Here is a 26,589-nt window from a genome sequence, read left to right as displayed (position 1 = left end):
CTTCTACCGCTGAATGTATTTTCCCCTCTGTAATCTCAAAGCGTGTCAATATATCCTCACCGGTCATTAAGACAAATGTACCTTTCAAATATACGTTATCGCCATAAAGCCCATTTCCTTTAGGTTGTTTGTCGGCGGGAAAGGAACTATCTTTAATACCATCCAAATTACCGAAACGACAGCGCAAACATCCGTTGAAGTTCTTGGCTTTTACTCCGTCCAAAATATCGATACGAGGCTGTCCGTCTTCTGTAGCCGATATACTGATAAGATTCTGACGTAACTTATTCTCTGTATTACCCATCAATACACACTCATCGCCTACAGTTGGGGCTACACCACCAAATTCGGAAACAGGTACTGTAACGCCGTTTACATCGGCCGAAGCAATTTCCACCCAATAAGCCTTGCGAGACGCACCACTAGTAACAGCGCAACGCATCAAGTCATGGACCATAAAATCACATTCCTGCTCAAAAAGGATGCGGTAGTTATCACCTTGGCGAATAACATCCTTTATTTTTCCGTTAGCTGCAGAAACGATAAACTGACCGCCTATGCTACGCACTTTCTGTATTAGTAGTTCAAGGGCTACCAATGATTGCCGGATAGTAGCTTTATCTATAGTGAGATGACTTAATCCGGTAAGCTGGTCTATCCATATCTGCCAGCCTTCACCAATCAATCCATCTACAAACTTGGTACTGCGAAGTAGCTCCCGAATAACAGCAGTCAGAAATTCAGCATTCCCTAAATCATCAATATTGGCTCCTGATTTACCTTGAACGAAATCTCCAAGTTTAATGCCTTTTAAAAATGTTATTAACCCCGCTGCTGTATCGTTTAACTTTTTGCTTACTGCATTGTCCGCTATTTCCTTCAACGTACGAAGCGATGAGAGTACATTCTTATCTGTAAAAGGTCTTTCATCATACTTTTCCAGAACCGTAACACTACCATTTCCACCACCGCCGTTTATAGTGGCCTGCATAGAACTTATCTGTCCTTCTATCTTATCTTCCCATTTCTCTGTTAGATAGTTTGATACGACACACGACAGCTTTCCGGTTTTCAGATTCTTTTCTGTGGAAACAATACGAATGATTCTACTGATATTACGAGACGGTATGCTTACAGTTATCAAATCCCCATACTCTAAGCCACCTTTTTCCCTCATATAACGATAATCCACATCAAGAGTAAACTTTACCCTTTTTTGCGAATAAAAAGCAAGCCAATCCGTAGCTTTCTCACGCAACTTTGATATTGCAGCTTGCTTGTATGCCTCTCCGAGACGAATACCAGTAAAATTAAACTCCTCACCACCTCTCAAATGTTTGGCCGCTGATGGGATAAGAGGTCTGCTTTGAGTCTCCGGGTCAATGGAAGCCAATTCATCTTCTTGGTAGATTAGAGTTATTTTCTTATTAGAATTATCCCACTTAAATTCAAAGGATTTTCCCATTAAATCTCCTGTGAGAAAATTAATACGCGCATCATCGCCAATAGCCAATTCGTCGATATTAAAATCAATATCACGGCATATAAACTCACGATAATTCTCCCCCGTAGGATTCTCAACAAAACCAGTAAAAGAGGGATGAATATTATCAAAGACAATCTTTTTCTCAACTGCCCGATTGGTTTCTGAAAAGTTTTCCAAATACTTTTCGGGCAACATCAAACGTCCTTCTTCATCGCCTTCCCCTGGAGCCATATTCTTTGTTCCACCAACTGGATATACACGGGTAGTAACATCACCACTATCAACGTTGCTTTGCTCTACCTCATACAATCCGCCACCTTGCCCTTGTGTAAATGTCAGATTTCTTTCATTTTCAATGCGTGATACATAATTTATCGTATGGTCATGTACATAATACTCATAGCCATACGCCGAAGCCAACTCTGATAATAAACTACGGCAATCTATCCCGTCAAAAGACAATGTCATATATTCTGTATCAGGAATATTGCCAAGCTGCCACCCTGTATCTACCCCTAAAGGATTGTCATTTGTCTTGTTGACATTCCATATCAACAACTCCAACCAATCCCTCAATTTTCCCGTAAGAGTAACGCGGACGCTTTTGGTTATCTTATTGGTGAGAATCTTATCTATTAAAGTATATTCCGGTGCTTCAAATAAGTATGTTGTAGTATGATTCACAGAACTTTTATCGGCAAATTCAGATGCACGATTAATTTTATATTTTATTCCGCCAACCCTTATAAAATCCCCCTCTTGAATATCAGGAATGGTATCAGTTACCACAGTTACCGATACTTCATTCTTATTCATTATGCCATTAGCCAATATAGCATCATCAGATGCAATACTGGCTACCTTGGTATCAATTCCAGAAACTACACGATATACCTCTAAGATGTCAATCATTGCTGCATTACTCTACATTTTAAATCGAATTCCAATACATGCTTAGTCCGCACTGTAACGGTTATTCCATCTTTAAAATATATTCTCATGCGCTCATTATCTTTCAGAGTCAAATTTCTAAGACCAGGACTAATACACAAAGCTGAAAACCTGCTCATGCTTGAGTATAACCTTTCCAAGCTGCTCCCCAGCATAGTACACTTTAATGTCAATGTGGTAGGCTCACGATATTTATTTTGCATATATGGCAAAGTCGTACCTATCTCTATCCGCTTTCCAATAGCCTCAACACCAGAACGAGAAGATACATAAATCCCAAAATCAGCACTTAAAGAATAGCCATCCATTACGTAGTTATTCCCACCTGACGGATTAATGTCTATTTTTGCCGGAATATAGCTTTGTTGCCAAAATTTTACTTGCACAATAGCCATATTCAAAGTAACATATTCTTCTACAGAAATCTCATCCTTACAGATAACATTAAAGCTACCAAATCTAGTCGATAAACGCCTGCATGAAATACAAGCCTTCTTTAGCTTATCTAATTGGGATTTTACATTTTCAGAGCGAACCACCAAAGATAGAAGTAAAGTCCGGCCATCCAGTTCAATATCTTCTGCATCAACAAACGGTTCAATACCGGTTCCCCAATTATATTCCGTTATTCCTTTACGCTTAGGAAGGTCAAATACTCCTGATATGGCAATACAATCTTTTGTCTGACCTACATAGGGAAAAGCATCGTAAGAAGATATATCTATATCGTCAAGTTTATAACTCATAAGTGGCTCCTTTCCGAACTATTAAATCAGCTCCCGTACAAGTTGCATTGCCATATAGATAAACCGTAACATGAGCACCACTACATTCATCTACGATTATATCCGCATTATCCAAAGCATCTATAATCAAGCGTGCCCCATTGGAAGCCCGAATATTCAACTTTGTACAATCAGCAGCCCATATTCGGCACATCATTCGTTCTGTTATTTCCACTACGGCATAACACTTCCCCACAAAGGCTACTTCCTTTTGATTTTTCACATTTACTGTTTCATCGGCATATAATCCTTGTCCGTGCATCATATCTCCAAAATTAGAGCGAATAAATGCACTCGATGGGGTATGTCTTGAAAGACAAAACTTAATATTATCAAAGAAACATCTAATCATCTCTGCCTTGGATTTTGTTTCAGCCAACTCTTGAAGCCCTTCATCGCAGGCTCCGGCAGCACCCGCTAATAATGCAATTCGTTCTTTCAGTTTCATACTATCCTCTCCCATTATAGTTTTTAGTGTTTTTTCTTATTTCATCAAGCTTTGTTTCCAATGATTTGATACCCGTTTTCAGTTCTTCAACAAGAGTTCCGGTATTATCTGCCGTTGCTTTTGTATTATTGTTTATTCCAATAATCTGCACATAAATATTAGCAATATTGGCAAGCTGCGTCCGGCATTCTATAAAATGCTCATGGCTCAAATTAAGCAAAGAACGTATATCTAAAGCAGACATATTCCATAGACCTACAAGCTGGGAAGCGGTGCCCTCAGTTACCGCAGCCTGCAGCTCACCAGTAACGCCATTCTCCATTTCATCTTCAACTTCGCTATTTACAAGTCCCAACTTCTTCAACAATTCCTGATAACGCCCCAACTGTCCCAATATCTGATCTTTTCCCTGCTGACCCGCTGCAACAATTTGGTCTATTTCCCAGTTGGTAAGTTCAAAACCGCCGGCACTGTTTTCATTAAAAGCATCTGCCATTTTTTGAAACATATCGGACATCGATTTTTGGATTACAAAAACGTCCAGTTGCTTAGATATGACATTCTTCATCAAGTCATTTATCTTTTCTTGTATAGCTTCTTTGCCGTTATCAAGACCATTACATAATCCGTCAACAATACTCGAAGCCATATCATTGGAAAATGAATACAAATCAGTCGTTGATAATTCATCTATAATTCCCTGTCTGAGTTCTTCTATCTTATCCCTATAATCCTCTATTTGGCTTTCCCAATCAGCAATCTTCCCGTCGTCACGTTTTTTAGACCTTTTGCTTTGCTCTGCAGCTATCATACCCTCAGTTTCCGCTATCTTTTGATACAAGTTATTTACCTGCTCTATCTGCTTGCTATATTTCTCACTGCCGATAGCTTTGGCTGTTTCACGTTCCAACTGCCGGTATTGCTTTTCCAAGTTTTTCACATTCTCTTGATGCTGTTTAATTTCCCGATTAGCCTTACGACTTCTTCGGTCAAAGACATCAAATGCAGAAGATATAAGCCCAACGGCACCTGAAATCATAGCAGCCGGATTCATGGAAGCAATACCGCCGGCCAGCTTACCTGCCGACCCAACCATATTGGATATACTTCCAAGTAACTTTTGGGTTTCTTCATCCCCAGCCAATCCCATGTTCTTTAAACCGCCTATGACCGAATCAAAACATTCGTTCACCATTCCAAGCACTTCGGAAGTATCACCAAATATTTCTTTTAAGGATGCTTTCTTTTTAGTCTTATCAGCCTCTTTCTGATATTCTTTTATATGAGTAACCAAGCTGCGGAACGGGTTACGGGATTTGATTTCATTCTCCGCATCTTTCAGCTTCTCCAAGACCTTATCCAGGTTAATAGGGTCCAGCTTCAAATCTTTAGCTTTCGACTTGATTATCTGAATAAGATTTTCTATTTCGGAAATGGTAAGGTTATCCAAATCACCGAACAATTTTACCCATTCATCTGACTGCATCAACATCTGTGCATTTAACTCGTTCAAAGCTTTTTCTTTGCCTTTGGTTAGTTTATCTACCAATTCCTCATTTCCTGCTGCTTGAGCAATCTTTTCATCCCATTCTTTGGTTATAGTGTATTCGCGGCTCTTATAATCATCAAGTTGAGCAATAAGGGCATCGTATTTTTCCTTGAGTATTTTTTCTTCATTCATCAGATTCTTAACTTGAGCTTCAGAATACATATTACTCAATAAGTCTCGCTGCTCTTGTGGTAACTGCTCTATGGATGTAGTTGTAGGCTTGAAAACTCCCTTTTCATTATTCTTCTTACCTTTATTCCTTTCCTCCCATTGTTTTTTTTCGATTTCTTGTTGAGCCTTTATCAAAGCTTCTCCATGTTCTTTTATCGCAAACAACTCTTTCTGAAAATCCAAACGGCGCTGAGCTTGATACTTTTCTTCCCCTTCTTCCATTGCATCGATTCTCATCTGTTGCAAATCCATTGAAAATTGTTCAAACAGTTTTCCCTGTTCTTTTTTTGCATTCTCAATATCACCTTTATAATCTTTTTTATCCGGTTCTGTATTAACCACAGTTGTGCCGGTTGTAGTAGTAGTCGTAGTGGTCGTACCAGTATTGACAGAAGTCAGACCTTTGATAAACGGAGCAAATCTCTTTTTTACTTGATAGATATTATATTCGGTCGAATAAACGCTTCTGATATATTCATCCAAAGCATCCACAACCTCATCACTTAACTGCCTATTGCCACTAGCAATGCCTTTCAACAGTTCTCTTTGTGTATCATACAAAACTTTCATGTTTCCCGTTCCGGCTCGTTGAGCTTCTGTCACCTTATCTACAATATTCTGAACTGTCAATTCTACCAATCCGCCGTTGTTTGAATATTGTGAAAGCCCCTTACGTAAATTCTCCAACTCATCAGCCTGCTTCTTTACTCCAGATGTAGCGATTTCATCGGTTGCTTGGTTTTGTATCTGTAAGGCGATCTTTTCTTTCAATGAAGCATTTATACGGTCATAAGCACTCTTAATTTCTTCTGCAGAGGATTTTTCAGTAAGCATATTACTAAGATAACTTCCATACTGTCCGTTTATCAGGCTTATCACTTTCCTTCTCTCTTCTGTCCCTTCCTTAGCGCGAGCCAATGCCGAAAATACATCATCCAATGCTCTTTTCTCTTTCAACTGTAATGCTATGCACTCGTTATAAGACTCATTTAATTTCCTATTTGCCTTCTCTGCTTCACTAACGTATGTTATATGCTTATATATGGCATATCCCAAAGCAGCTATAGCTGTTGCAATAAGCATATAAGGACTTTTAGCCATTATAGCATTCAATGCTTTTGTTTTCATGGCAAGTATTTCCTTTGCCTTGCTGACTATATTAAGCCAGTTTGCTTGAAGTTGCATCGATAGGGTCCACCCTTTAGCCAATCCCTGTTGATACAACTCAGCTTGCGCAGCGAGCAATACCGCAACACGATAACTTCCCCACGCCGTAGCACCTACTACCAACAAATCTTGCAAGGTAGATAATGTGTTTACCAAATCCCCATTAGAAAACGCATTATTAAAACTTTCGGCGATACCGGCAACTTGCTTCATTATTTCCTCGCCCATTGGCCGGAGTGCCGCAGTTATATTATTACGAAGAAGTACCAACTGATTTTCAGTACTATCATTCATCTTTTTAAAAGCAGTTTCCGCAGCTCCAGCGGAATTTCCCAACTCCGCCAAATCCTTAGAGGCTCCCTTGGCATTCTTTCCGGTAAGAGCCAATGCAGCTTGCAATGCTTCATCAGTACCAAGCAACTCTTTCATCTTGGTTGCAGAACCATCAGCTTTATCGTAAATCAACTGTAATGCTTCTTGGAATGTACGGCCTTGGAAAGCTGCATCTCCGAGTTGGTTAGCTGTACCAAGTATAGCAGCACGTATCTTTGTCATGGCTTCCGATGTCGGTACACCTTGCTTAGTTATAGTAGCCACAGCAGCCAGTACATCATCAAGGCTTATGCCAAATGAAGCAGCAATCGGTGCTGCTTGGGCAATGCTTGTGCCAAGTTCCCCAAACGTGGTCTTACCTAAACGGACTGTAGTAAATAGCTTATCGGACACGGATTTTGCTTTATCTGCCTGCATACCGTAAGCATTCAAGATAGTAGTAATGGCATCAGCAGCCGTTGCCGTTTCAGTCAGACCGCCGGTAGCCGCCTTAGCGGATACCTCTAAAATTTCCATACCATTTGCTCCATCATGACCGGCAGACACGATTTGATACAATGCTTTAGCCGCTTCATCACCGGCAATAGGAATATCACGAATCATATCCATAACACGATTCATATATTCTGTCAAGCTACCATCCACTTCTTTAGAAAGAGTAGCAACTTCAAGCATGGCTTTCTGAAAACGTTTTTCAAAATCGTATGATTCTTTGGCCGCACGAGCAAAGGCTATCCCTGCACTGATACCGATACCTCCGAACACATCAAACGATGTAATTTCATCAGCCATCGCCTTTATTATACCAATAGCTTCCCGACGACTTTTATAAAGTCCGGTATTATCTATGCCTGTAGCAAAATATAATGCACCATCTTTATTCTGAATACCCATAATTCATTTATTTTTAAAATATAAGAAAGCCCCATATCTTCACAGACACGGGGCATCAACCTCTAAAAACAAGACATGAAACAATGTTTCAACATTGTAATATATAAAAACAGGCATTATTTCGCTTTTGCGCCTTCAATATCATAGTACCTCTTCATCCGAATTGTTTTTGTCGGATCATCAAAACTTGGTAACTCAACCCATTCATAATCCACACCTTCGGTTTCTCCATCTTCATCAACTGTCCGGTTTCTTTCTTTCATCACAGAAGCATATTCCTGCATCATTATTTCAATCAAGGAATAACTGCTTTCCATTGTTTCCTTATAAGTCAATCCTAACGAATCATGCACTATAACTAAGAATCTTGCTTGACTGTATCCTGCCAACTTTGCAGATTCTTCTGAGCGGCTATTATCTCCGTCTCTCTCAATGGGCTCACGTTCTGAAGCATCGTGATAGAGTCGCAAAAAGGGAAGTAACCTATTCTAAAGAATATGGCATTGAGAAGTATTCGTATATCTTCCCATGTGGAATTATCTATAAGAACATTGCGAAACCATGCCGGTGGCTCCGACGGCTTATTATGAATGCCCAAACATACAATATCAAGAAGTAACTCTCCATACTTATCCATCATAACCGGAAAATCACTAGTCGGCTCATAAGACTTGACAATCATCTTATCAAGGTCTGCCGGTTCTATTTCAAGCAAAAGAGGTCGCAACTTAAACCATGTCCTAACCGTTATCGGACGTATGACTATACTATCCCCGACTTCCTTTCCTGCCGGAATAGATTTTCTCTCGCTAAAATCAAATGGTATCTTGACTGGTTGCTCCGTTATGGAAGCCGACTCCAATTTAAACAAATTCTTTATGCTCATAAATTTATCCAAAGGGGCTATCCCGTTGTACTTCCGGGAAAACTCCATAATATTCGCGACTATTATAGAATTGTTTCGCCCCTATCCATCAAAAGTTTGTTTCTATAGGCGGACTCGAACCGCCGACCTCATTATACAATGCGCTCTGCCGACTGAGCTATATAGAACCATAGTTATTACTTGGATGCGGTTTTGGCCGCCTTAGCTTTAGGCGCCGCATCAGTAACTTCACGCATAAAGGCAGTTTTGGTTTCCCCTTTTTCTGTAATTGCTGCCTGTACGTACACACGAACCAATAACAACTCTGCTTGTTCTGCACCCGGAGCCTGCGAAATCTTAGCTGCTATCTTACCATTGACAACAGTATAAACTACTTTCTTTCCTTTTTTGGGCAATGTTTCGCATTGGAATGTCTTATTGATTGACGGAATATCCGTAGGCTTATTCCAAACATCCTTTGGAGATAATTCTTCCCCTTTGTCAACGGTTCCACCGGCAAGCAATGCTATTGTATCATTACTTGGAGTAGGAATAGAGAACTCAATATAATCAGTGGTATCTTTTACAAATTCCACATATAAGGGTTCGGTACTGCCTTCAATGTCTATCTTCACTTCCTTAAGGTCTGCAAAGTTGAAAGCAACACTACTTTTGGTGGGTAAGGGAAGTGTGGTAAAATCCGTTCCCGGCACTCCATCACCAACATCTGCAATTCTAATCGCGCCTACGCCCATAGCAATAGGCCTTACCGTTTTTGTTTCTGCCATAATCAATTATCCACTTTTACATTAAATCGAATATTAGTACACATAAATCCCTCTTTTAAATCCGGTATCGGAATACTTAGGAAATCCTCTATTTCTCTACAATTGCCATCATCGCTATTTATCGAAGCAAGAGCCTTACGCACCATACGTTTTAACTCTTTCATACGTTGACGCTGATACATTCCATTATGCTTCAAAGGAACAAACACATTCACATTTACAGGGATTTTATTAATGAAATCCAACTCCGTTAATGATAGATGATTAATTACGATATGTTCGTCCTTAACACCGGCCTCAGATTTGTCTTTATATATGGCAATTCCAGTACCGGCAGCTTCTATCGCTTCATATACGAAATCTATTACATCAAATTCATCCATAAACTAGATTTTTTCAAATACCCTAATCAATGCCTTACGCAAATACTCCTGACATTGGATATATCCCGTAGTAGCCACATCTTTTCCTTTGGCTTCAACATGAACCGCATATTCCATACCGGCAACACCAATCAGTACGTAACTGCCTTGATAAGCCAAAGAAATATCTTCGGCCAACTGTCTGGCTTTGGAAATACCAGTATCACCGTCATTCCCTTTACCGCTTTTCTCAAAGTTTTCAGAAACGGTTTCTCCATCCATAGCTATTATATAACCTACAGAAGAACGAAGATTGCCTGTGCGGTCTGTATAGTTACCCGATTTACGGGCCACTTCTACAAATTTTTCTCCGGCAGCAGAAAGTAATTTAAAAATCCTTTCTTCTGCTCGTTCTTGGAATTTGTCAAACCAGCGGTCTATATCCGCATCCGAAAACAAAGGCGTCAGTCCTGATTTCATACATTTATAATTGAATGGGATTGATACGGTTCCCAGCAAATTATATCCACATCAACATTAAGAGAAGGAACTTGTAAACGCAAATATTTAACATCAATATCAGGACGGACTTTAGTATAGAAATAGCCATGTACTTGCTTTTCGTCGCCAAGGCTGTTTTTCTTCATAACTATGCGCCCATCACTAACGGAATCATATCTTCCCTTTACTGACAGAGTTTTTGTTTCTCCATCAACCCACTCACCATTGACTAATTTTCCGCCAATTTCATAAGTTATCAAGGCAGTATGAGGATATCTGGTTACCATGCGTTCCTTGCCCTTCCCCTAATAATGATTTTCTTTCCTAATTTGGCAGCCTTTTCAGGCTCCCCGTTCTCAATATATAACTGCTTTGCAGTCTGTATATAGTAAGAGCGGGGATGAGAGATAGATAACTTGTTTTCCGTGAAATCCGGAGAATTTATCAGCATGGCATACGTATCAGCGACACATAGACCAACTTGCTTTATATTATCAGTAGTACATTGTTCTTCGGGATTAATACCACGCTTTACAAATACTACCTTTTCCAAGAAGCCTTCCATATCTCCAATAGAGGGATATTCCAGTATCGTTTCTCTGATTGTTGCCATAACTGTATTATTCTTCGTCACCCGGTTCTAAGTTTTCATCATCCACTTCCTGACCCAAGAACTTAGCAGGAATATTATCCGTACCTTCTGTTGCTTCGTCAGAAGGCCATTCCTTACCGTCAGCCTGCAAGATATACATAGCTTCCGGATCATTGACTACAGGAATTGCATTAGCTTCAGCCTTGGTCCACTCCTTGAACGGCTCTTCAGTAGAGAATTTTGTAACCAAGATAAAGTCTTTCTTTACCATGATTGCTTTCTTCTTCAAAGACTCCGAATTTTCAGCCATAATAGGACCGTGCTGGATATTACCAACATTCAAATCCTCAAGGAAGCAAATACGATGCTTCTTCCATGGGCAAACAGTAGTACGTTTGTGGTTTGCATCTTCAATACGCACAGCCGGATTGATAGTGATAATCTGTGCCGGATATTCTTGTTCAGCCAAATACTCGTTAATAACCTTCTTGGTGATAACGAGTTTCGATGTCTGGTTAATCCAGCCCTTAATCTTATCCAAAGTTGATTTCTGCTTCTTCAATAAAGTGAAATCAGATGTCAGCATAATGATGTATCGCAGACTTACCCCCTTGGCACTTGCTGCAGAAAGTACATCTTCAATATCTTGCAAACCGTCAGCTTTTGCAGCATCAGCCCAGTCTGCAGAAGATTTCTTTCTGTTATCTGCCGGCATACCACAACCTACAAATTCAGTGGTTACAATGCCATTATTATTCTTTGCTGACAAGTTGAAACCTGCACGGCTCATATACTGCATAGCCCACCATTCCATACGGCCACGCACTGCATTATACACAAAATCCTGGTCTTTAAAAGCAAGATTCAGCAACTCCATTTGCTCTGCATCTCCTTGCGCATCACGTTCCAGATTCTTATATTCCTGATAGTCGCTTTCGTTCATGCCACGCTTTACGGCTGTTTTTGGAATATCACCGGACATTTTGCTGATTACTTCCCGCGTCTTCTCTGGAGCGGAAGAATCAAAAGAAACGACATCGGCAATTACCGGAGCACCTTTCTCTCCAACCAATGTTTCCCATTTCAAGCTTGTAACTCTTTTGGGAGTAAAGAAATTAGGGTAATACATTGGTTTTACATGGCGCGAGTTTAAACGGGCGCTCATGTTTTTCTTGTTTACTTGTCTAATTAAACTTCTTTCCATAAATCAATTATGATTTCTTGTTTACGAATCTGATTAACGGCATCAAAGCCTTCAAGCCTGCATCAATAGGGAAGGGCATATTACCTTCACTAATGGTTCCACGCACCATTAAGCCGCATGATTGGTTAGCAACAGTCAAATCTACTTTTGACAAGGTTATCACCAACTCAGATGAACTTGTAACAAGGGTTGCCTTTCCTGCCGTAGTCTTCTCTTTTACCCCGACTAATACTTGACCTACCTTTGCTGCGCCAATCGTGGCTTCAAGAGTAATAACATCATATCCGGCATTACTCTTGTCTATGGCTGTAATCTTATCGGATGCACCTTTTAAGCCCCCTCCAACGGTAACAAAATCCCCAACAGCAAACAGATGGCTTTTATTGACTTTTACAGTCGTTCCCTCTGCTTCCAAGGCTTCTGTAACCAAAGCAGTCTTGATTACATGATACCCTCCATTTTCATCTTTGCCGACAACACAATATGGCGGCAATTCGTCCAATGGCATACCGTCAAAAATCGCAGTTCTTAAATCAGCGCGAACAATGGTACCGCCACCGACAACATCCTCGAGCATTTTTATGACCGCAGGATGGTACTGAAATTCTTTTTCTTTCTTAAAAAACATAGCTACAATGGATTAATTATTAATCAATACCGAGACTGGCAACCCCGTTGGAATCCCCAGTACCCTCATCTTTATTCATGATTTCCAACCATTCCTTTTCTGTCCGGTCTTTGGGCTGTGCTACATACGGGCGATAATTGCCTGCATCCACTTCATCGGATATTGCGCTTTGGCGAATTTCCTTATATTCTTCTTGAAGCTCCTTAATTTGGTCTTCTACAGATGTTTCGGAATTTACATCAATACGCTTAAACCATTTTTCCGGCAAATTGGCTGTATCAAACAATGCCTTAGCAGACGCGTTTTTGCCGGAATCGGAAACGGTTTTTGTTAAGGTGGAAATATTATCCGTTAAGGTCTGGATTTGCTTTTGCTGGGCTTGAAGCATCTTTTTGAAAGCAGGCGGAAGATCATCCAAATCATCATCTACATCATCATCATCGTCATCAACGACCGTTTTGTTTTTCTTCCCTTTTTTGCCCTTTCCCTCTATAGGCTTGCCATCTTTCAGACCATGCTTCTTTTCATATTCAGCAATAGCATTATTGATAACATTCTGATTGTTCTGCTCGCTTGCTTCCAAATCCGGAAGAATGTTATCCTTAAAAAGAGAGACATAGTTTTCCAGATTTTCCTCGCTCTCAATATTAAACAAGGCTTTTACCTTTGCAGCATATTTCTCTGGAATACCTGCTTTCTTTAAAGCTTTTTTAATTGCAACTAAAATTTCCATAGTCTTTTTGCTTTAAAATATATTGGAGCAGGATTTTTACCATAAAAAAAGGCTACCCGCACCCGGATAGCCTATATTCAAATAAACTTTAAATACTAATCTTTATCGTCTTCATCATATCCACACATGGCATCAGCTTCCGCCTGCCAGCGGTCAAACATAAAGTAATACTTTTTATATCCCTCTTCCTTTTCCTCCATGCTTAACCTTGCCCAACTTACGGAAGCCATCATTGCTTTGTTATTCTCATCATACTTTCCTGCTTCGTAATTTCTGAGAATTCTTTCCGATCTTTCTTTCCAATACTGGCGAAGCTCATCTGTAACTTCCGGTACTTTAACTTTATCTGTCATAATTCTTTCAATTCAATATTAATCTCATCTTCCAACTCCAATATTGAGACAACCTCAAATCTTGTATCAGTAGTAAAGAGAACCTCGTATTGGTTCATCCCTACAAATTTACCGTTAAATTCCGAGATTTTCGATATATCCTTTCCATTTTTACCCTGAATCGTAAAAACTATGCTCACTTCATTTCTTTTCAAAGGGCGATAACTTGCAAACATATCAGCTATTTCCGGAGATTTGCTACATGATGTAAATATCTTGTGAGCAACCTCTTTTTTATCCTTATACAAAGCTTCGTATTCCTTTCGCTTTATTATAGTACCACGATACATAATGCCTTTAAATGCTGGCAACAAATTCAACCCTTCACGAATTAGTATTGCGGCAGCTTTATTAAACTCGCTAAGATTGTCATTATACAACTGCTTATTTAACTGTCGATAGTTGCCTCCGGCTTTAGTATAATGATGTATAGCGGCCAACCTTGTATTAGAAATATTCGGATATTCCTTTGAAAGAAAATCAATAGCACGCTGCATCGATACAGATGTGCTTCTTGTGCGGGTAAACTTCTTTTCTTCCAATGTATAAATATTGGTTTTCAACTCTCCAAAGAACTGCCGGTTATCACGAATAAAATAGGGTTCATTGCTCCATCCTTTAGCCCTTTCAAGGTTCTTGCTTACCCAAACTTTAGCCGATTGAGGTATATCTTTCACAACAAGTTCTTCCGGTATCGTATCATTTACCAAATACTCGGCCAAATCTTCCGGTTCCATAACTATTGGAATCGCATAACAAATGCAAAATGGATGAAACCCTGTAAATTTAAATGTTTTCGGATATTTGCCAACCATCGAATCACAAAGTGCACATGGTCCTCGATTACTATCAGACCGTCTTATCTCTATGCCCAAAACAAAGTCCTGACCATTCCATCGTTCATAATCTGCTGCACGATAAGCCATATTGGTTGTCGTAGAGGATAATCGCAATGCGTTCATACTTGCACTACGGTACACACCTTGGCCAGGATGATAATTTTTCATAGGCTGAGATAAAATCAGTTTCCCATTTGCATCACGCACACGCCTAAAACGCTTGTCCGGCTCTTTAAGAAGTTGGCGCACATCCCGGCCTATCTGCCCGGCATTACGGCCTACCGATACTCCGGATGCAAGATAATACTCCAGTTGCTCTTTTGCCAGCTCCGCAATATTCCACACACGATCAGATAAGGCATTTCCCCTAATATCCATACCTTTTTTTAGCTGCAACATAGCTTTGGCATTATGAGCAAACACCCCTTCTTTTATAGCTGTACTGATAGCCAATCCCTCAATATACCTTAAAATAAAATCATCATTCTTTAGTTCAGAACGTTTCCATGCGTCCATTTGGAATTGAGTAATATTGGCAAGTAGGTCAGATTGTAACTTTACCAACTCCCTATCAATACGTTTTTCTATTGACTGGTTTCTTACCCATACACTATCTTTCCCCTTATCTGCCCATTGTTGAAGATAAGGGGAAATAGCAGCAATAAAACGATTAAAGATAGCTGTTATATCATTTTGCTGCACCAACATTTTTTGCAAATGCTGACTATCATAAAAGGAAAGCCCTTTACGTTTCATCATTCATCTGGATTAGCAGGAAATGTAGCACCAAAAGGATTGCTGTTTTGTGCCATTTCTTTTTCTTCTTTCTTCATGGTTGCAATCTCTTGTTTGGCATTCTTTGTATAAGGAGATTCTGCAGTAATGGTCTCTTGCGAATTGATAGGCTTATTACCGTTTGCAATAGCCAAGTTCTGCAAAATTTCCGTAAGGTTCTTGGGCAAGATTGAACCAAACTTCACCTCGAAATAATTTCCCTCTATTGCGCCAGCGTTTTTGATATGGGAAATACGGGCCATACCAGCCTGCACGATTGCCACACAACGCTGTACCACCGGACCGAATATTTCCATCTGTTCCGTAGCTTTTATCTTTGCGTCAATAGTCATAAACTCACGAGCCACTCCGGATAAATCACCTATACCGATAAGGTTATCAAAGGAGAGGTCAGGGCAAGAAGCACCGGAAAATATCTCATGCCTTTCGTTTGCGATTTCCTCTTTCTGAGAATCAATAGACTGCTGCCAAGATAAATATTCTGCATCACCATGATAAGCAGTTCCGGTATCCGGGTCCACTTCCATGGAGAAATTCAATTCCTTTCCCACCGTTTCTTTTGAAGGTAAATTGGTCTGGCCGTAAGTCTTTAGCATAGGGTCTCCAAAATAGTCATTAGTATCTGACATTCGAGAAAGGCGCATTTCATACGCATCCATAAGAACTGCTATATCTTCCCAGTCCGGTTGGTCTACCTCTGCATAGACAACTGGAATTTTCCCGAATAGATTCTTATCCTTTGTTATAACCCACTGCCCATCATTGATTCCGGTTATAATCTCATTAGCGGTATAAATCTTCACGCATTCACAACTTCTGCCATTAACCATAGCTGTGTATTTATGAATGAAGCCATCCATATCATCATCATCGTCAAAATGCGGGTAAAATTCATTGGTTACATTATCATCCTTTGGTGTTGATAATATTTTGGCTTTTAATACGACTTCTTTTTTTAAGATAGGATTTCCATCCTTATCCGTTCCCTTAATATTGCTTTTCGTTACAGGATAAAAGACAATCGCCCCTTTGGTTTCAGATAGTACAATACGAGCAAATCTCATAAAGACTGATTTCATCTTAAGCTTACGGACAAATACCTGCTTGAAGTCTTGCAAGCTATCATCATCCATATTATCTGCCGATACAATCATATCCCCACCGAACAAAAAAGCTGCTGCTGTACGTACTATCTTCTTTGGGATATTAGTTACAATCTTAGCAACCGGCACAGTCTTATCTTCCAAACGTTTTGGTTTTTCTTCGCCAGTATTTGGGTCTGTTTCAAACTCTGTATCTGAATATACAGCCACTTTTTTAGGTTCACGGAAACCTACTGAAGTTTTACGACGGCGGCGTTCTCCGTTATATTCCTCCAAATATTCTTTTGGGTCTCTATCTTCTATGGTATCTACACATAAATCACTGACTATTCGAGAAAAGTCATCATTACTCAATATTTCGAATATTCCTGGCATATACTTTTCTCTTAAAATATAGCATTAGCTTTATTTTACGAAAAAAGCGGGGACATGATCCCCGCTGAAAAATCTACTTATTTACTTAGATCTCTTTAGTTGCCCATACAGCCAGTGCACGAATTGAATAACTGTACAGATGCTGGAAAGAATATAAAGAACCTCCATCATCATTATTTTTTAGTCTTTGTTTGACGTGACACGGTAGTTCGTGACAAATCCGAATCTTATAATGGTGTTATCTCTTGTGAGATCATGTCTCAGCATTGCAAAATTATAAAAAATTATCCACGCCCCACCTTACGAGATGATTTTTTGAAATTCAACCCGATTGACTCGGCAAACTCTGCAAGAATGGTACATCCATCCGGTGCATCATCATGGGCATTATCCCCCTCACGCTTATAGTTTGTAAGAGCTTTCATAAAGCGTCCGTAGTCAGAGCCTTTAGTGTATTCTGTTTCATCAAGAAATGCGCAATGCTTTTTTATCCAGCCGGCTTTCATCAGAATACGAGTTTCTTTATGCTGAGTAGTAGGACGCGCTTGGATAAGACAGGACTTTCTTTTAGTGGTAACAAGTTTACGCACATTGATAGCGAATATACGCCCACCATTGTTTGACTCGATACGTAACTGGTCGCATTCGGTATCTATTACCATTTGTGCCAAGCGTGGCTCCGTAACCTCAACCGGGTCTTTGGTAAATAATACATCTGTGATAAAGTATTTCGGTCCGAATACCTTTGCGAATGGTGCACAGAAATCATCATCACCTTTATCCGCAGTATCACAAGCGCCAATAGTGCCATCAGGTCTTTTACCTGCAATATCGGCGAGTTTAAAGCGCATAAGGGAAGACTTCGGAAATAGTAAACCTTTTGCTTCGAATGGCTCCTGCATATACTCGGCCATCCAAATACTTTCGTCTGTCTCCGAGCGCAATTCAAGGTAATATTCGGTCGTGTGTACATCTTCACAGAAGGACCGTTCGTTTTCATCAAGAGCAGCAATACGGATGATTTCATTATATTTCCCTGCTTCTTCCAAACGCCCAAGTACATCATTGGCAGACCAGCGTGTACCAATGTCAATAAGACAACAGTTACCCTCTATACGAGAATCATGCGTACCTTGTTTCCATGACCATACTTTTTCATTATTATTATCGGATAAGGCATCTTCCAAGCTCTTGTACAAGTCGTCCGTCATGGCGAGCATGGATGCACCGAAACCGATAACAGTTCCACCAACACCACCGCCAAAATAAGAAACCTGACGGGCTCCCTCAACATTCCAGCTCTTCACATTCTGTTTATCACCTTTAAGATAAATATCCGGAAATATCTCATGAAAACGTTTGGACTTCACAATATCACGGGCATCATAGGAAAGTTTATTGTACAATGTATCAGAACAGCAATTACGCATAACTGATTCTTCCGGAAAATGCCCGAGCATCCATGCGATAAACAAAGATGAAATATAAGACTTTCCTGCACGTGGCGGCATACTTACTGCAAGACGATAGATTATGCCGGCAGAGTATGACTCATATACACGCATAAAAGCTTCTGCAACTTTCTTCAGGAATAAACGCTTTGCAAAAAACTTCGGGTCATAGTATAAACAGAAAGCCCAGAAATCTTTCTGAGCTTCCCGCTTGCGAAGAATTGTTACTGCCTTCGCACGCTTTATAAGAATTTCCCGGTTGCTTTTACTCTTGTTCGCCACGTATTATAGCTATTAACTGTTCATCGGTCATACTTTCAAGTTCATCACCTAAATTCACATTGGTATCAACTTCTTTACGGTCGCGCCATTTTTCCGGCTGTCGGTTCTTCAACCAAAATATTGCAGCCGTTGTGTCCGGTGGATAATGTTCTATATACTCCTTTTGGTCAGTTATACGCCCATCAGATGTAGCGAATTTAGTTGCTTTGCATGAGTAACCAATAGCACGATTATACAAGCGAGAAGCTACATTGGCATCAGCCAAATTCTTTCCTTTTTTTAAGGACTCAAGAAATTCAGGGTATTTCTTTTTCCAACTATTGATTGTCTGTTCTGAAACCGAGAAGAATTCAGCAATTTCTTTATCTGTCGCACCAAGCAGACAGAGTTTAAGAACTTGGTCGGAATACTCTTCTTTGTAATCCGATTTACGTCCTCTTTTCTTTTTTTCTGCTGAATTCTTCTTTTCTGTCATAACCAATAACTAACCAAAACTGACAAATTGAGACAACTCATCCTTTAATTCGGGTAAGCCTCCATTATCAAAATAGAAAGAAGAACGCATTTTTCCCTGTTTTTTTACCCCACGCATGGTTTTACACAAGTGTTCTCCCTCCAATACTACACCTATAGCTAAAGGTGGATATTCATCACCAAGTGCATTCCTTATCATATCAACAATATCTTGCGCCAATCTTTCTTGTATCTGTAAGCGGGCAGCGCAGTAATCTACCACACGGCCCACTTTGGAAATGCCAAGAATCTTTCCTTTAGGATTAGGGATATATGCAAACCAATACTTACCAAAGAAAGGCATCATGTGATGCTCGCACATAGAATAATATGTACCGGAATCAGACACAACACTACCACAAGATAAACCATCCTTGCCATTCGGGAATACAGTAATCTTTGGCTTTTGTTCAGGGTCATATCCGCGAAATATCTCTTGCCACATCCTTAAAATACGATCTGGAGTGCCAACAAGTCCTTCTCGATTAGGATTCTCACCAATGTACGAAAGGATATTTCTTATCGCACATTCAATATCTTTTGGGTCTGCAAGCTTAGTTTCCATTTGGGATGCTTTTTAATATAATCAATAACTTCTTCTGTATTTTGACAAGAGCATGGCTGTAAATAATACACGGCTGCTGTCATTTCTTCATAGGTTGATAAATCCTGCCCAGTATAGACTACTTTTATTTCATGAGGATTAACAACAATAGCATTACTTCCTTCTTTCGGTGAGCAAGTTACCCAATCTATATTATTCGGTAAGGAGCGCGTCCCGTTAGTTTCTATACAGACATATTTACCTATCCGATGTAGACAGTCTACAAACTCCCTATCAATCCAAAGCGAAGGTTCTCCGCCCGTCAGTATGACCATCACTGCCGGATATTTCCCTACTTCCGACAAGATTTCCTCATCGGACATCAAAATACCGTCTTCATGCTGCGTATCACAGAAAGGACATTTCAAATTACATCCGGAGAAACGGACAAAAACAGCCGGGGTTCCGGTATGATAACCTTCCCCCTGTATGCTGTAGAATATTTCATTTACCTTTTTCATACCATGCTATATTGTTTTCCGATTCCTGCACCATTACTTTAAAACAAGCCGGAACTTGTTCACAAATCCATCTTGCCATATTCTCCGCTGTCGTATTAAATGAAAGCACTTCATTTAAGTTACGGTGGTCCAACTGCTCCTGAATCTTTTGTTTTATGTGAGTAAAATCTACAACCATACCATCATCATTCAACTGTTTAGCCCGACACCAAACCACGATTATCCAATTATGTCCATGTAAATTCTCACATTTGCTCTCATAAGACAACTTCAAACTATGTGAAGCTGATATTTCAATACGTTTTCTAACTGTGTACATAATAACTATTTATAAAATGACAATACCTGCATTATTTCATCTTCTTCTTGTTTCCGACCATAAGTTCCGGATGCTATCAAAGGAAGAATTTCTTTTCTGATGTAAGATACATTCCTATCTATAATATCTTCAGTAAAAGGATAGCCATTCAGGGCAAAGGCTATAAACTTGCGGAAACACGGTTTACAACTCCAACATTCTTTCCCATGCTCCGGAGTATAACAACTGAACGATGAAGAAAAGGCCTCATCCATATCGCCACCTTGCGCAATAAAAGCCCTAACGAGTTCAGCCTTTGTGTATCGCTTGAAATCCAGATTTATTTTGATTTTCCTTTCTTCCGTCCAATGCTGTTTCTGATAAAGATAGTTCAATAACTGCTCATAGATATCAGCAAATACCGGAGATTTGTCAAGCACCCGGTCCCCGGCCGTAGCACCTAAACAAATTTCATTCCCATAATTAGTGGCAATCCCGATAAGGTACATATTCCGCAACGGAATTATCTTATCTTCCCGTTCCCACTTGGAAAGGTCTAGTTTCTCCACTACAACATCAGCAGGAAGGCGCTTTATTTCCTCTTGTGAATACTTTGTGCCCATATCCACGTATAATTTCACATCAGGCTTCCAAATCTTGTCTATAAGCCAGCTATCCATGCCCCCTGAATATAGGAGGACTTTCTTTTCATAAGAACTCTTCTGCATACTTTTGAAATTTTATCCATTCATTAAAATTATGTCTATTCACCAAATCATGATGCCTGGCTCTCATCCCTTTTGGCGGATCGTAGCATTGCATCTGACCGTTATCAAACTTATATATCTGTCCATATCGGGCACCGGATAGCCATGTCGTACTATCAACACTATCAAACTTAAGGTATGGAAGATACTTGGAACTTGTAAAGCCAAGCCCATGAATACGGATACCGGCACTATGAGCCTGGTCTATAAACCATTTCAGAATCATAGGATTCTGTCTGATTCTTCTACCTTCTTCCATTGCGGAAGTCGTACCGATAGCCACATAAGGATATTCTTCACACATACGTAGAAAATAATCCCTTTTTCTTGAAGCATGCCACACGGGAATAGGTTTCCGCCCTGTCTTGTCTTCCAAGTAACGACGGTAATATTCAACCTTACGCAACCCGACAACAACATCAATATCAAGCTCAAAAAACTTTTGGATATTATTTTTGAGAATAAAATCAGCATACTTCCTTACATAACTATCCCAGTCAAATCCATTATTCTTTCCAGAAAAGGCAGAAAAAGCGCCACTATCAAGAATATGCTTTTCTTGGAGCACATAGCTGCCATATCTGCCGGATTTGTGTTCCCAAAAGGAACTAAGAAGATATATATCCGATGTATCCATGCACCATCTTCTGGCACATGGCTTATACCCAGCAAGATAAAGAATCATACCTCTATCTCTTTGTTACAATATGGACAAACCAATACTTTCTTTTTATGCTCTACCTTATCAGCACCTTCAAAGAAGCCCTCAATATCGGTAGGAATTTCATCAAATGGTAAGTCCATATTCCAATCATTGAGTTCTTCCAAGCAGAAATCTTCTACAATAGCGGCAAAATTGAATTGGGAGGAATCGGAAGCACGATTGTCAGCCAATGCCAACAGCTTCCTCTTTTCATCTTTTGTTGATAGGTCGGTTCTCTTAATAGCGATTAATTCCGTACCGTCAGACTCGATAACACGCACTTTTAACCCAAGTTCCTGGGCTTGTTCATAGACACCATTTCCGGCAATGACAATATCGTTTTTATCCACAAGAATAGAACGTCCGGCCCCACACTCTGTAAGGCTCTTACGAATAAGACGTTTGTTTTCTTCTCCATGAATACGATAATTGCGGGGGTCTAACTTAATCTCACTTACTTTAGACATAGCAATTTCGTTTTTCGATTAAAATATAGACTCCCCTGCAATTTTCTTTCGAATCAGTTCCTGTACTTTGTTATAGATTTCATAAAGCTGCTTTAAAGATTCCTTTCCCGGCCAGTCCGAAAAATTTGCATCTTCAAAAAAACGATATTCAAAGACCCTTCGCGCCAAAGGACTCAAGTCCAAATCCTGCAATACATCGCGTACCTGATGGAAACGACTAAGAAGAAGTTCGTTCTTATCGACTGATTCTTCTTTCACATCCTCAATTTCCAACCGCGAATAGTCCACGTTCTGATCCACCGGCATTGGACGATATTTGCTCCGATAAGGTGAAGTGTCTGAAGTTACATTCAGTTTTATCATCTTCAACACAAAGAAATCCAATTCCGTACAGCCGTTTTTCTTTGCGGAAAGAAGTTGCTGCAGTTTAGCATCATCCTTTTGCAGCAAAGAACAAAGCACCTCATTCAACACATCGTTAGCCTCATCCGGAATACCGGCCAAGCCACAATGATAGACCGCATAGTCCAACCAGCGTTCATATCTCCGTCCTATATATTTTTCTACTAATGCACTTGCCATAAGCTATAAAGTTGTTATCTTTGTGTGTTCTAAGAAAGCTTTATAGCTTACTGGCGGTCGGTAGTGGTGTATCGGCCGCTTTTTTTATGCCTTATCTTTCTTCAATTCCGCAAGAAAAGCGTCCGCTGTTTGTACGCATATCCTGATATGTTCTTTTATGATAACTTCCCTCTTAATGTCATCAATACCCGTCCATTTCAGGAACAGCTCCTTTATGAGTTCATACCTGCGTTGTTCCCAGTCTATAACCTTTTCAAATTCGAGTGCTGTAGCCGGTAGCGTCCGACCGTCATTCGTACAGTATGCTCCACATGAAATACTCATCGTACCTGAAGAATTAACCTCCACTGTTTCTCCGGTCGCTTTTAATATCGCTTTCATAATTTTGCTATTAGATAATTTAAATACCAATACAATCCAAAGTAAAACACCGTACAAACAATCACAGTAGCCATAATCCAAAATGCTAACAGCCTGTATCTTTTATCTTCTTCCATCTGTAAAGTGTTTCATTCTCCATTTCTTAAATTCATGCTCACGTTCCGATAACCGTTCACAGGTCCTATCATAAGGGTCTGATTTATATCTGGAAGCTTCATTTATAGATTCTTCCTCGGCTGCACCACAGCGTTCGGAAAAATACCTGCGAAACCACCCAAGTATTATCTGCCCGTCCAATCGGTCATATAAATTGCCGTAATAGCCGCTTTTGGCGCGCTTAAAGAGCAAATTTATATCTGCTATAGTCAGAAACTTATAATCCTGTAAGATTATCATGGCAGTTTCAAAAGTTTGGGCATCCGTCATCTTCTTGCCTACATTCACAAACTCACGCAGATTAACAAGCCATCCCTCCAAGTATGCTTGAAGGCAATCATAACCGTATGCTTGCTCTATCTCAATCAACGCAGGTGTATTGGCACTAAATACAGCCGGGTAAGAATTAACCGCCCTGCATGCCACCTGTACCGCCGGAACCGAGAATTCTCTCAAGAATGTTTCTTTTGTAATCGTCGCTAACATTCGAGTTTCCCCCGGCTGCCGTACCACCACCATTTGTCTTTCTGTATTTTCCATCTTCCATATCCTTTTTTGCCCATTTTCGGAATGTCAAATTTGCGCTGACGTATTTCTTCAACAGCTCACGGTAATTGTGCATGGAGCGCAAAGTATTCTCGATTACCTCAATGGGGAAATCTTGTTTTATCCGTTCAAACTGGGCTTCTGTAAACGGCTCCTTCAATTTACCCACATTAGGAGCGTTTGCATCAATCCAAGCCTTGAACTTTTTAAAATTCTCACTCTCGGGGGGTGGGGGCTCCTCGCGCGTGCGCGTAATACTCCCATCCTCTCCTTTACTCTCCTTTCCTTTCCTATCCTTTCCAGCAGGAATATTCTCTACCGTTCCCGATTCTTCGGGAATATTCTCGAATGTTCCCGAATTTCCTGTTTGGGCGGAAAGAAGAGCCTTTTCTATAACTTCTTCCGGAATTTTTGACTTTTGCGGTTTGTCGATGCGTTCGCTGGAAAAGTCCATCACGTAGTAGCTTTTGTTCTCGTATGTAAAAGGTACAAGGACGGAGTTCTCAATCAGCTCTTTCAGCCACCCAGAAACCTGCTGCTTACGAATGTCTTCGCGGGCAGGAAAAACTTTCGACTTAATGATAACCTCATTCGCAAGAATGACGCCGCTATCATCAGCAAAGTTCTTCATGCCGATATAAAGCAGCCAAGCAGGAAGAGATACATTCGAAAATCTTTCATCTTCCCAAAATTCCGGAACTATAGTTCTAATTCTTGGCATTATTACACTATCTAATTATGCAACCTTCTTTAGGCACTTCTGTATCAAATTCATATTATTATTCACCAGCTTTACTATGCTATCATGGTATTCTGTGTCTTTATTGCAGACACCACGAGATTGGACGATACTGAATGTCTTTAAATTAACCTCAACCGTTTCAATATGCTTCTTGCCTATCCGGGCAGAAAGGATAAGAGAATCCTTCTTCTTGAAATATTCATTTGAGAAGACACAATGGTGCATAATTTCTCCTTCTTTCTTAAATTCCTCAAGGCTTTTCAACGGTATCACCACAATCTTACCATCCGACAGTTTCAAATCAAAGAATTTCGATTTCTCCTTAATGTAGTCTTCGGCATATTTCTTAAGTTTAAGCAAACGCTGCATATCACGTGCCTTGCGTGCCTTTTCATCATCACGCTTTTTCTTTGCCACATATAAGTCATGGGCTCTTTTCAGATTCGTAGGGCAAACATAGTAAGCGTTATGCAAGTCTTTATGATAACGTGTCAGCAAGTCCAAATAATCAAACCACATCGAAGCATCCTTTATCTTATACTTGTTCCGAAGACAGATTTTTATAGAAGGCCAATAGCTGCTCACTTTATAACTAAGACTGTACCAATGGCTCAATAAATCATACCGCTTTGCTTTAAGAAGCGTTTCGAGTTTAGGATTAACAGGAATGGCATTAATTGCATCAAGAAATGACAGTCCATGAAGTCTGTAATCTATTCCCATCCTTGTGTATTGCGGTTTGAATACAGAATCCGGATGGTATTTATCACAGCAAACATCATTATCTTCGATATAATAATACGATCCCACAGTCTTGCTACGAATTTCAAGATTTCCACACCAACCACTACAGCCTGTATTTCTTGCAAGAGCCATCACTTCCCGTTTTCCATCGTCTTTAATCCAATGTTGAAGCACTTCCCGAATAAAATAATGAGGCTCCCTGCCTTCACGATAATAAGCATATAGTTCAAAGCATCGGATAACCTGGAACTCTTCACATATATCTGCCTTTCCTATACTTATAAATTGCTGATTAGTACGTTTCCTCGACCATTCTATTTTTAAGGATGCACCGCAATGAGGACAAACGGCACGCTTGCGATTTACAAGTTCTGTAGAAAAACGTTCTCCACACTCCATACATACGACACGGGACTTGGTAGCATATCCTATATGGTTCAGACAATCATTATTAGCCCACTCAGTCATCATACTTTTTATATCGGGTAGCTGGCTACTCAAACCAACTACCCTAAATTGTAATTTCGTTCTCGGTTTCATAATCCTTCAAATAATGAGAATTGCAAAGAAGATGATTCGTTTTTCTTTCCTTTACGCCTGCTATTCATTTTTTCCGGACAACCGGTTTCTTTTTGAGGTGCAGCACCCACATCACTTTTAGGTGCCTGAGAAGTGGCTGCTTTGTAATTGGTCTGCTTACTAACTTTAATGTCGTCTTCATCATAGTAATGTACTGCAAGACCGAAAACCTCATCGTCAGACATACATACGGCATTACCGCGTTTCTTTGCCTCACTAAGAATATAATCAAGACATTCGTTTATATTCTTATTAGGTTTCGCATATACACTAGCGAAAAGAGGGTCATTCTTCGCCCGTTCTTCCAAATACGATTGGATGATCTGTTTGGGTGTTTTAGTTTTTTCCATAG

30 protein-coding genes, 1 tRNA gene and 1 pseudogene are annotated in these 26,589 nt (G+C 40.0%); all 32 read right to left on the bottom strand.

The window, feature by feature from the left end; genetic code table 11:
* A pseudogene (locus tag WKT12_RS11040) lies at positions 1 to 2,398 on the bottom strand (hypothetical protein); the annotation flags it as partial.
* Positions 2,395 to 3,183 (bottom strand): hypothetical protein, encoded by a 789-nt coding sequence (locus WKT12_RS11035; RefSeq protein WP_224262936.1) that lies wholly within the window; start codon positions 3,181 to 3,183, stop codon positions 2,395 to 2,397. The gene WKT12_RS11035 and the pseudogene WKT12_RS11040, both read right to left, overlap by 4 nt.
* Positions 3,173 to 3,685: a hypothetical protein gene (locus WKT12_RS11030; protein WP_340319697.1), complete on the bottom strand. Its 513-nt coding sequence runs from the start codon at positions 3,683 to 3,685 to the stop codon at positions 3,173 to 3,175. Before WKT12_RS11030 ends, WKT12_RS11035 begins: the two co-directional genes overlap by 11 nt.
* Positions 3,672 to 7,784 carry a phage tail tape measure protein gene (locus tag WKT12_RS11025; RefSeq protein WP_224262933.1) on the bottom strand — a complete coding sequence of 1,371 codons (4,113 nt, stop codon included), beginning with the start codon at positions 7,782 to 7,784 and terminating at the stop codon, positions 3,672 to 3,674. The genes WKT12_RS11030 and WKT12_RS11025 overlap by 14 nt, the downstream gene beginning before the upstream one ends.
* A 116-nt stretch (positions 7,785 to 7,900) precedes the next feature.
* The gene (locus WKT12_RS11020) at positions 7,901 to 8,101 is read right to left on the bottom strand and encodes a hypothetical protein (RefSeq protein ID WP_016661653.1); all 201 of its coding nucleotides are present in this window, start codon (positions 8,099 to 8,101) and stop codon (positions 7,901 to 7,903) included.
* Between the two features lie 41 nt (positions 8,102 to 8,142).
* Positions 8,143 to 8,670, bottom strand: coding sequence for a hypothetical protein (locus WKT12_RS11015; RefSeq protein ID WP_224262932.1), 528 nt, complete (start codon positions 8,668 to 8,670; stop codon positions 8,143 to 8,145).
* Positions 8,671 to 8,769: 99 nt separating this feature from the next.
* Positions 8,770 to 8,837: transfer RNA gene (locus tag WKT12_RS11010), tRNA-OTHER, on the bottom strand.
* Between the two features lie 9 nt (positions 8,838 to 8,846).
* Entirely contained in the window at positions 8,847 to 9,437 is a 591-nt protein-coding gene (locus WKT12_RS11005) for a hypothetical protein (RefSeq protein ID WP_340319696.1), read from the bottom strand.
* Positions 9,438 to 9,439: 2 nt separating this feature from the next.
* Positions 9,440 to 9,820 carry a hypothetical protein gene (locus tag WKT12_RS11000; protein ID WP_016661656.1) on the bottom strand — a complete coding sequence of 127 codons (381 nt, stop codon included), beginning with the start codon at positions 9,818 to 9,820 and terminating at the stop codon, positions 9,440 to 9,442.
* Between the two features lie 3 nt (positions 9,821 to 9,823).
* Entirely contained in the window at positions 9,824 to 10,279 is a 456-nt protein-coding gene (locus WKT12_RS10995) for an HK97 gp10 family phage protein (protein WP_008782000.1), read from the bottom strand.
* The gene (locus WKT12_RS10990) at positions 10,276 to 10,587 is read right to left on the bottom strand and encodes a hypothetical protein (RefSeq protein WP_007558026.1); all 312 of its coding nucleotides are present in this window, start codon (positions 10,585 to 10,587) and stop codon (positions 10,276 to 10,278) included. The genes WKT12_RS10995 and WKT12_RS10990 overlap by 4 nt, the downstream gene beginning before the upstream one ends.
* The gene (locus WKT12_RS10985; protein WP_016661657.1) at positions 10,581 to 10,913 is read right to left on the bottom strand and encodes a hypothetical protein; all 333 of its coding nucleotides are present in this window, start codon (positions 10,911 to 10,913) and stop codon (positions 10,581 to 10,583) included. Before WKT12_RS10985 ends, WKT12_RS10990 begins: the two co-directional genes overlap by 7 nt.
* Positions 10,914 to 10,920: 7 nt before the next feature.
* Positions 10,921 to 12,096, bottom strand: coding sequence for a major capsid protein (locus WKT12_RS10980; protein ID WP_224262931.1), 1,176 nt, complete (start codon positions 12,094 to 12,096; stop codon positions 10,921 to 10,923).
* Positions 12,097 to 12,103: 7 nt separating this feature from the next.
* Positions 12,104 to 12,724, bottom strand: coding sequence for a hypothetical protein (locus WKT12_RS10975; protein ID WP_224262930.1), 621 nt, complete (start codon positions 12,722 to 12,724; stop codon positions 12,104 to 12,106).
* A gap of 19 nt (positions 12,725 to 12,743) precedes the next feature.
* Complete coding sequence (locus WKT12_RS10970; protein WP_224262929.1) at positions 12,744 to 13,457, bottom strand: hypothetical protein; 714 nt, start codon at positions 13,455 to 13,457, stop codon at positions 12,744 to 12,746.
* Positions 13,458 to 13,552: 95 nt separating this feature from the next.
* Complete coding sequence (locus WKT12_RS10965; RefSeq protein WP_007558031.1) at positions 13,553 to 13,810, bottom strand: hypothetical protein; 258 nt, start codon at positions 13,808 to 13,810, stop codon at positions 13,553 to 13,555.
* Positions 13,807 to 15,447, bottom strand: a complete 1,641-nt coding sequence (locus WKT12_RS10960; protein WP_340319694.1) for a hypothetical protein — start codon at positions 15,445 to 15,447, stop codon at positions 13,807 to 13,809. Before WKT12_RS10960 ends, WKT12_RS10965 begins: the two co-directional genes overlap by 4 nt.
* Positions 15,444 to 16,961: a phage portal protein gene (locus WKT12_RS10955; protein WP_224262927.1), complete on the bottom strand. Its 1,518-nt coding sequence runs from the start codon at positions 16,959 to 16,961 to the stop codon at positions 15,444 to 15,446. The genes WKT12_RS10960 and WKT12_RS10955 overlap by 4 nt, the downstream gene beginning before the upstream one ends.
* Before the next feature lie 284 nt (positions 16,962 to 17,245).
* The gene (terL, locus tag WKT12_RS10950) at positions 17,246 to 18,694 is read right to left on the bottom strand and encodes a phage terminase large subunit (RefSeq protein WP_224262926.1); all 1,449 of its coding nucleotides are present in this window, start codon (positions 18,692 to 18,694) and stop codon (positions 17,246 to 17,248) included.
* Complete coding sequence (locus tag WKT12_RS10945) at positions 18,678 to 19,169, bottom strand: helix-turn-helix domain-containing protein (protein ID WP_007558041.1); 492 nt, start codon at positions 19,167 to 19,169, stop codon at positions 18,678 to 18,680. Before WKT12_RS10945 ends, terL begins: the two co-directional genes overlap by 17 nt.
* A gap of 9 nt (positions 19,170 to 19,178) precedes the next feature.
* On the bottom strand, positions 19,179 to 19,772 hold the full coding sequence (gene folE, locus WKT12_RS10940; RefSeq protein ID WP_122134319.1) for a GTP cyclohydrolase I: 594 nt from the start codon (positions 19,770 to 19,772) through the stop codon (positions 19,179 to 19,181).
* Positions 19,727 to 20,272: a 7-carboxy-7-deazaguanine synthase QueE gene (locus WKT12_RS10935; protein WP_122134320.1), complete on the bottom strand. Its 546-nt coding sequence runs from the start codon at positions 20,270 to 20,272 to the stop codon at positions 19,727 to 19,729. The genes folE and WKT12_RS10935 overlap by 46 nt, the downstream gene beginning before the upstream one ends.
* Complete coding sequence (gene queD / locus WKT12_RS10930; RefSeq protein WP_007558046.1) at positions 20,256 to 20,591, bottom strand: 6-carboxytetrahydropterin synthase QueD; 336 nt, start codon at positions 20,589 to 20,591, stop codon at positions 20,256 to 20,258. Before queD ends, WKT12_RS10935 begins: the two co-directional genes overlap by 17 nt.
* A gap of 5 nt (positions 20,592 to 20,596) precedes the next feature.
* Entirely contained in the window at positions 20,597 to 21,298 is a 702-nt protein-coding gene (locus tag WKT12_RS10925) for a 7-cyano-7-deazaguanine synthase (protein ID WP_122134321.1), read from the bottom strand.
* Complete coding sequence (locus WKT12_RS10920; RefSeq protein WP_007558049.1) at positions 21,279 to 22,022, bottom strand: hypothetical protein; 744 nt, start codon at positions 22,020 to 22,022, stop codon at positions 21,279 to 21,281. The genes WKT12_RS10925 and WKT12_RS10920 overlap by 20 nt, the downstream gene beginning before the upstream one ends.
* Positions 22,019 to 22,507: a hypothetical protein gene (locus WKT12_RS10915; protein WP_122134322.1), complete on the bottom strand. Its 489-nt coding sequence runs from the start codon at positions 22,505 to 22,507 to the stop codon at positions 22,019 to 22,021. The genes WKT12_RS10920 and WKT12_RS10915 overlap by 4 nt, the downstream gene beginning before the upstream one ends.
* A gap of 18 nt (positions 22,508 to 22,525) precedes the next feature.
* Complete coding sequence (locus WKT12_RS10910) at positions 22,526 to 23,089, bottom strand: hypothetical protein (protein WP_008781986.1); 564 nt, start codon at positions 23,087 to 23,089, stop codon at positions 22,526 to 22,528.
* 84 nt (positions 23,090 to 23,173) lie between these two features.
* Positions 23,174 to 23,470 (bottom strand): hypothetical protein, encoded by a 297-nt coding sequence (locus WKT12_RS10905; RefSeq protein WP_224262924.1) that lies wholly within the window; start codon positions 23,468 to 23,470, stop codon positions 23,174 to 23,176.
* A gap of 102 nt (positions 23,471 to 23,572) precedes the next feature.
* Complete coding sequence (locus tag WKT12_RS10900) at positions 23,573 to 24,082, bottom strand: DUF6633 family protein (protein ID WP_224262923.1); 510 nt, start codon at positions 24,080 to 24,082, stop codon at positions 23,573 to 23,575.
* A complete protein-coding gene (locus WKT12_RS10895) occupies positions 24,033 to 24,893 on the bottom strand; it encodes a hypothetical protein (protein WP_007558061.1) in 861 nt (286 codons plus the stop codon). The genes WKT12_RS10900 and WKT12_RS10895 overlap by 50 nt, the downstream gene beginning before the upstream one ends.
* 15 nt (positions 24,894 to 24,908) lie before the next feature.
* Positions 24,909 to 26,198 carry a PcfJ domain-containing protein gene (locus tag WKT12_RS10890; RefSeq protein WP_309569344.1) on the bottom strand — a complete coding sequence of 430 codons (1,290 nt, stop codon included), beginning with the start codon at positions 26,196 to 26,198 and terminating at the stop codon, positions 24,909 to 24,911.
* On the bottom strand, positions 26,195 to 26,587 hold the full coding sequence (locus WKT12_RS10885; RefSeq protein WP_224262921.1) for a PcfK-like family protein: 393 nt from the start codon (positions 26,585 to 26,587) through the stop codon (positions 26,195 to 26,197). Before WKT12_RS10885 ends, WKT12_RS10890 begins: the two co-directional genes overlap by 4 nt.
* Between the last annotated feature and the right edge of the window lie 2 nt (positions 26,588 to 26,589).

It is taken from the genome of Phocaeicola sp. HCN-6420 (genome assembly GCF_037890145.1).
GTDB lineage: Bacteria > Bacteroidota > Bacteroidia > Bacteroidales > Bacteroidaceae > Phocaeicola.
The sequence above is the reverse complement of the archived record's forward strand: the minus strand, read 5'-3'. Positions and strand labels throughout refer to the sequence as shown.

What these genes read in the sequence shown, in the direction of transcription:
- folE (WP_122134319.1), bottom strand. Translation starts at nt 19,772, where the DNA reads ATGGAAACTAAGCTTGCAGACCCAAAAGATATTGAATGTGCGATAAGA.
- WKT12_RS11000 (WP_016661656.1), bottom strand. Translation starts at nt 9,820, where the DNA reads ATGGATGAATTTGATGTAATAGATTTCGTATATGAAGCGATAGAAGCT.
- WKT12_RS10965 (WP_007558031.1), bottom strand. Translation starts at nt 13,810, where the DNA reads ATGACAGATAAAGTTAAAGTACCGGAAGTTACAGATGAGCTTCGCCAG.
- WKT12_RS10890 (WP_309569344.1), bottom strand. Translation starts at nt 26,198, where the DNA reads ATGAAACCGAGAACGAAATTACAATTTAGGGTAGTTGGTTTGAGTAGC.
- WKT12_RS10905 (WP_224262924.1), bottom strand. Translation starts at nt 23,470, where the DNA reads ATGAAAGCGATATTAAAAGCGACCGGAGAAACAGTGGAGGTTAATTCT.
- queD (WP_007558046.1), bottom strand. Translation starts at nt 20,591, where the DNA reads ATGTACACAGTTAGAAAACGTATTGAAATATCAGCTTCACATAGTTTG.
- WKT12_RS11025 (WP_224262933.1), bottom strand. Translation starts at nt 7,784, where the DNA reads ATGGGTATTCAGAATAAAGATGGTGCATTATATTTTGCTACAGGCATA.
- WKT12_RS10955 (WP_224262927.1), bottom strand. Translation starts at nt 16,961, where the DNA reads ATGCCAGGAATATTCGAAATATTGAGTAATGATGACTTTTCTCGAATA.
- WKT12_RS10935 (WP_122134320.1), bottom strand. Translation starts at nt 20,272, where the DNA reads ATGAAAAAGGTAAATGAAATATTCTACAGCATACAGGGGGAAGGTTAT.
- WKT12_RS10995 (WP_008782000.1), bottom strand. Translation starts at nt 10,279, where the DNA reads ATGAAATCAGGACTGACGCCTTTGTTTTCGGATGCGGATATAGACCGC.
- WKT12_RS10960 (WP_340319694.1), bottom strand. Translation starts at nt 15,447, where the DNA reads ATGATGAAACGTAAAGGGCTTTCCTTTTATGATAGTCAGCATTTGCAA.
- WKT12_RS10990 (WP_007558026.1), bottom strand. Translation starts at nt 10,587, where the DNA reads ATGGTAACCAGATATCCTCATACTGCCTTGATAACTTATGAAATTGGC.
- WKT12_RS10980 (WP_224262931.1), bottom strand. Translation starts at nt 12,096, where the DNA reads ATGGAAAGAAGTTTAATTAGACAAGTAAACAAGAAAAACATGAGCGCC.
- WKT12_RS11030 (WP_340319697.1), bottom strand. Translation starts at nt 3,685, where the DNA reads ATGGGAGAGGATAGTATGAAACTGAAAGAACGAATTGCATTATTAGCG.
- WKT12_RS10910 (WP_008781986.1), bottom strand. Translation starts at nt 23,089, where the DNA reads ATGGCAAGTGCATTAGTAGAAAAATATATAGGACGGAGATATGAACGC.
- WKT12_RS10985 (WP_016661657.1), bottom strand. Translation starts at nt 10,913, where the DNA reads ATGGCAACAATCAGAGAAACGATACTGGAATATCCCTCTATTGGAGAT.
- WKT12_RS10915 (WP_122134322.1), bottom strand. Translation starts at nt 22,507, where the DNA reads ATGTCTAAAGTAAGTGAGATTAAGTTAGACCCCCGCAATTATCGTATT.
- WKT12_RS11020 (WP_016661653.1), bottom strand. Translation starts at nt 8,101, where the DNA reads ATGGAAAGCAGTTATTCCTTGATTGAAATAATGATGCAGGAATATGCT.
- WKT12_RS10975 (WP_224262930.1), bottom strand. Translation starts at nt 12,724, where the DNA reads ATGTTTTTTAAGAAAGAAAAAGAATTTCAGTACCATCCTGCGGTCATA.
- WKT12_RS10970 (WP_224262929.1), bottom strand. Translation starts at nt 13,457, where the DNA reads ATGGAAATTTTAGTTGCAATTAAAAAAGCTTTAAAGAAAGCAGGTATT.
- WKT12_RS11015 (WP_224262932.1), bottom strand. Translation starts at nt 8,670, where the DNA reads ATGAGCATAAAGAATTTGTTTAAATTGGAGTCGGCTTCCATAACGGAG.
- WKT12_RS10945 (WP_007558041.1), bottom strand. Translation starts at nt 19,169, where the DNA reads ATGACAGAAAAGAAGAATTCAGCAGAAAAAAAGAAAAGAGGACGTAAA.
- WKT12_RS10925 (WP_122134321.1), bottom strand. Translation starts at nt 21,298, where the DNA reads ATGCAGAAGAGTTCTTATGAAAAGAAAGTCCTCCTATATTCAGGGGGC.
- WKT12_RS10885 (WP_224262921.1), bottom strand. Translation starts at nt 26,587, where the DNA reads ATGGAAAAAACTAAAACACCCAAACAGATCATCCAATCGTATTTGGAA.
- WKT12_RS10895 (WP_007558061.1), bottom strand. Translation starts at nt 24,893, where the DNA reads ATGCCAAGAATTAGAACTATAGTTCCGGAATTTTGGGAAGATGAAAGA.
- WKT12_RS11035 (WP_224262936.1), bottom strand. Translation starts at nt 3,183, where the DNA reads ATGAGTTATAAACTTGACGATATAGATATATCTTCTTACGATGCTTTT.
- WKT12_RS11005 (WP_340319696.1), bottom strand. Translation starts at nt 9,437, where the DNA reads ATGGCAGAAACAAAAACGGTAAGGCCTATTGCTATGGGCGTAGGCGCG.
- WKT12_RS10920 (WP_007558049.1), bottom strand. Translation starts at nt 22,022, where the DNA reads ATGATTCTTTATCTTGCTGGGTATAAGCCATGTGCCAGAAGATGGTGC.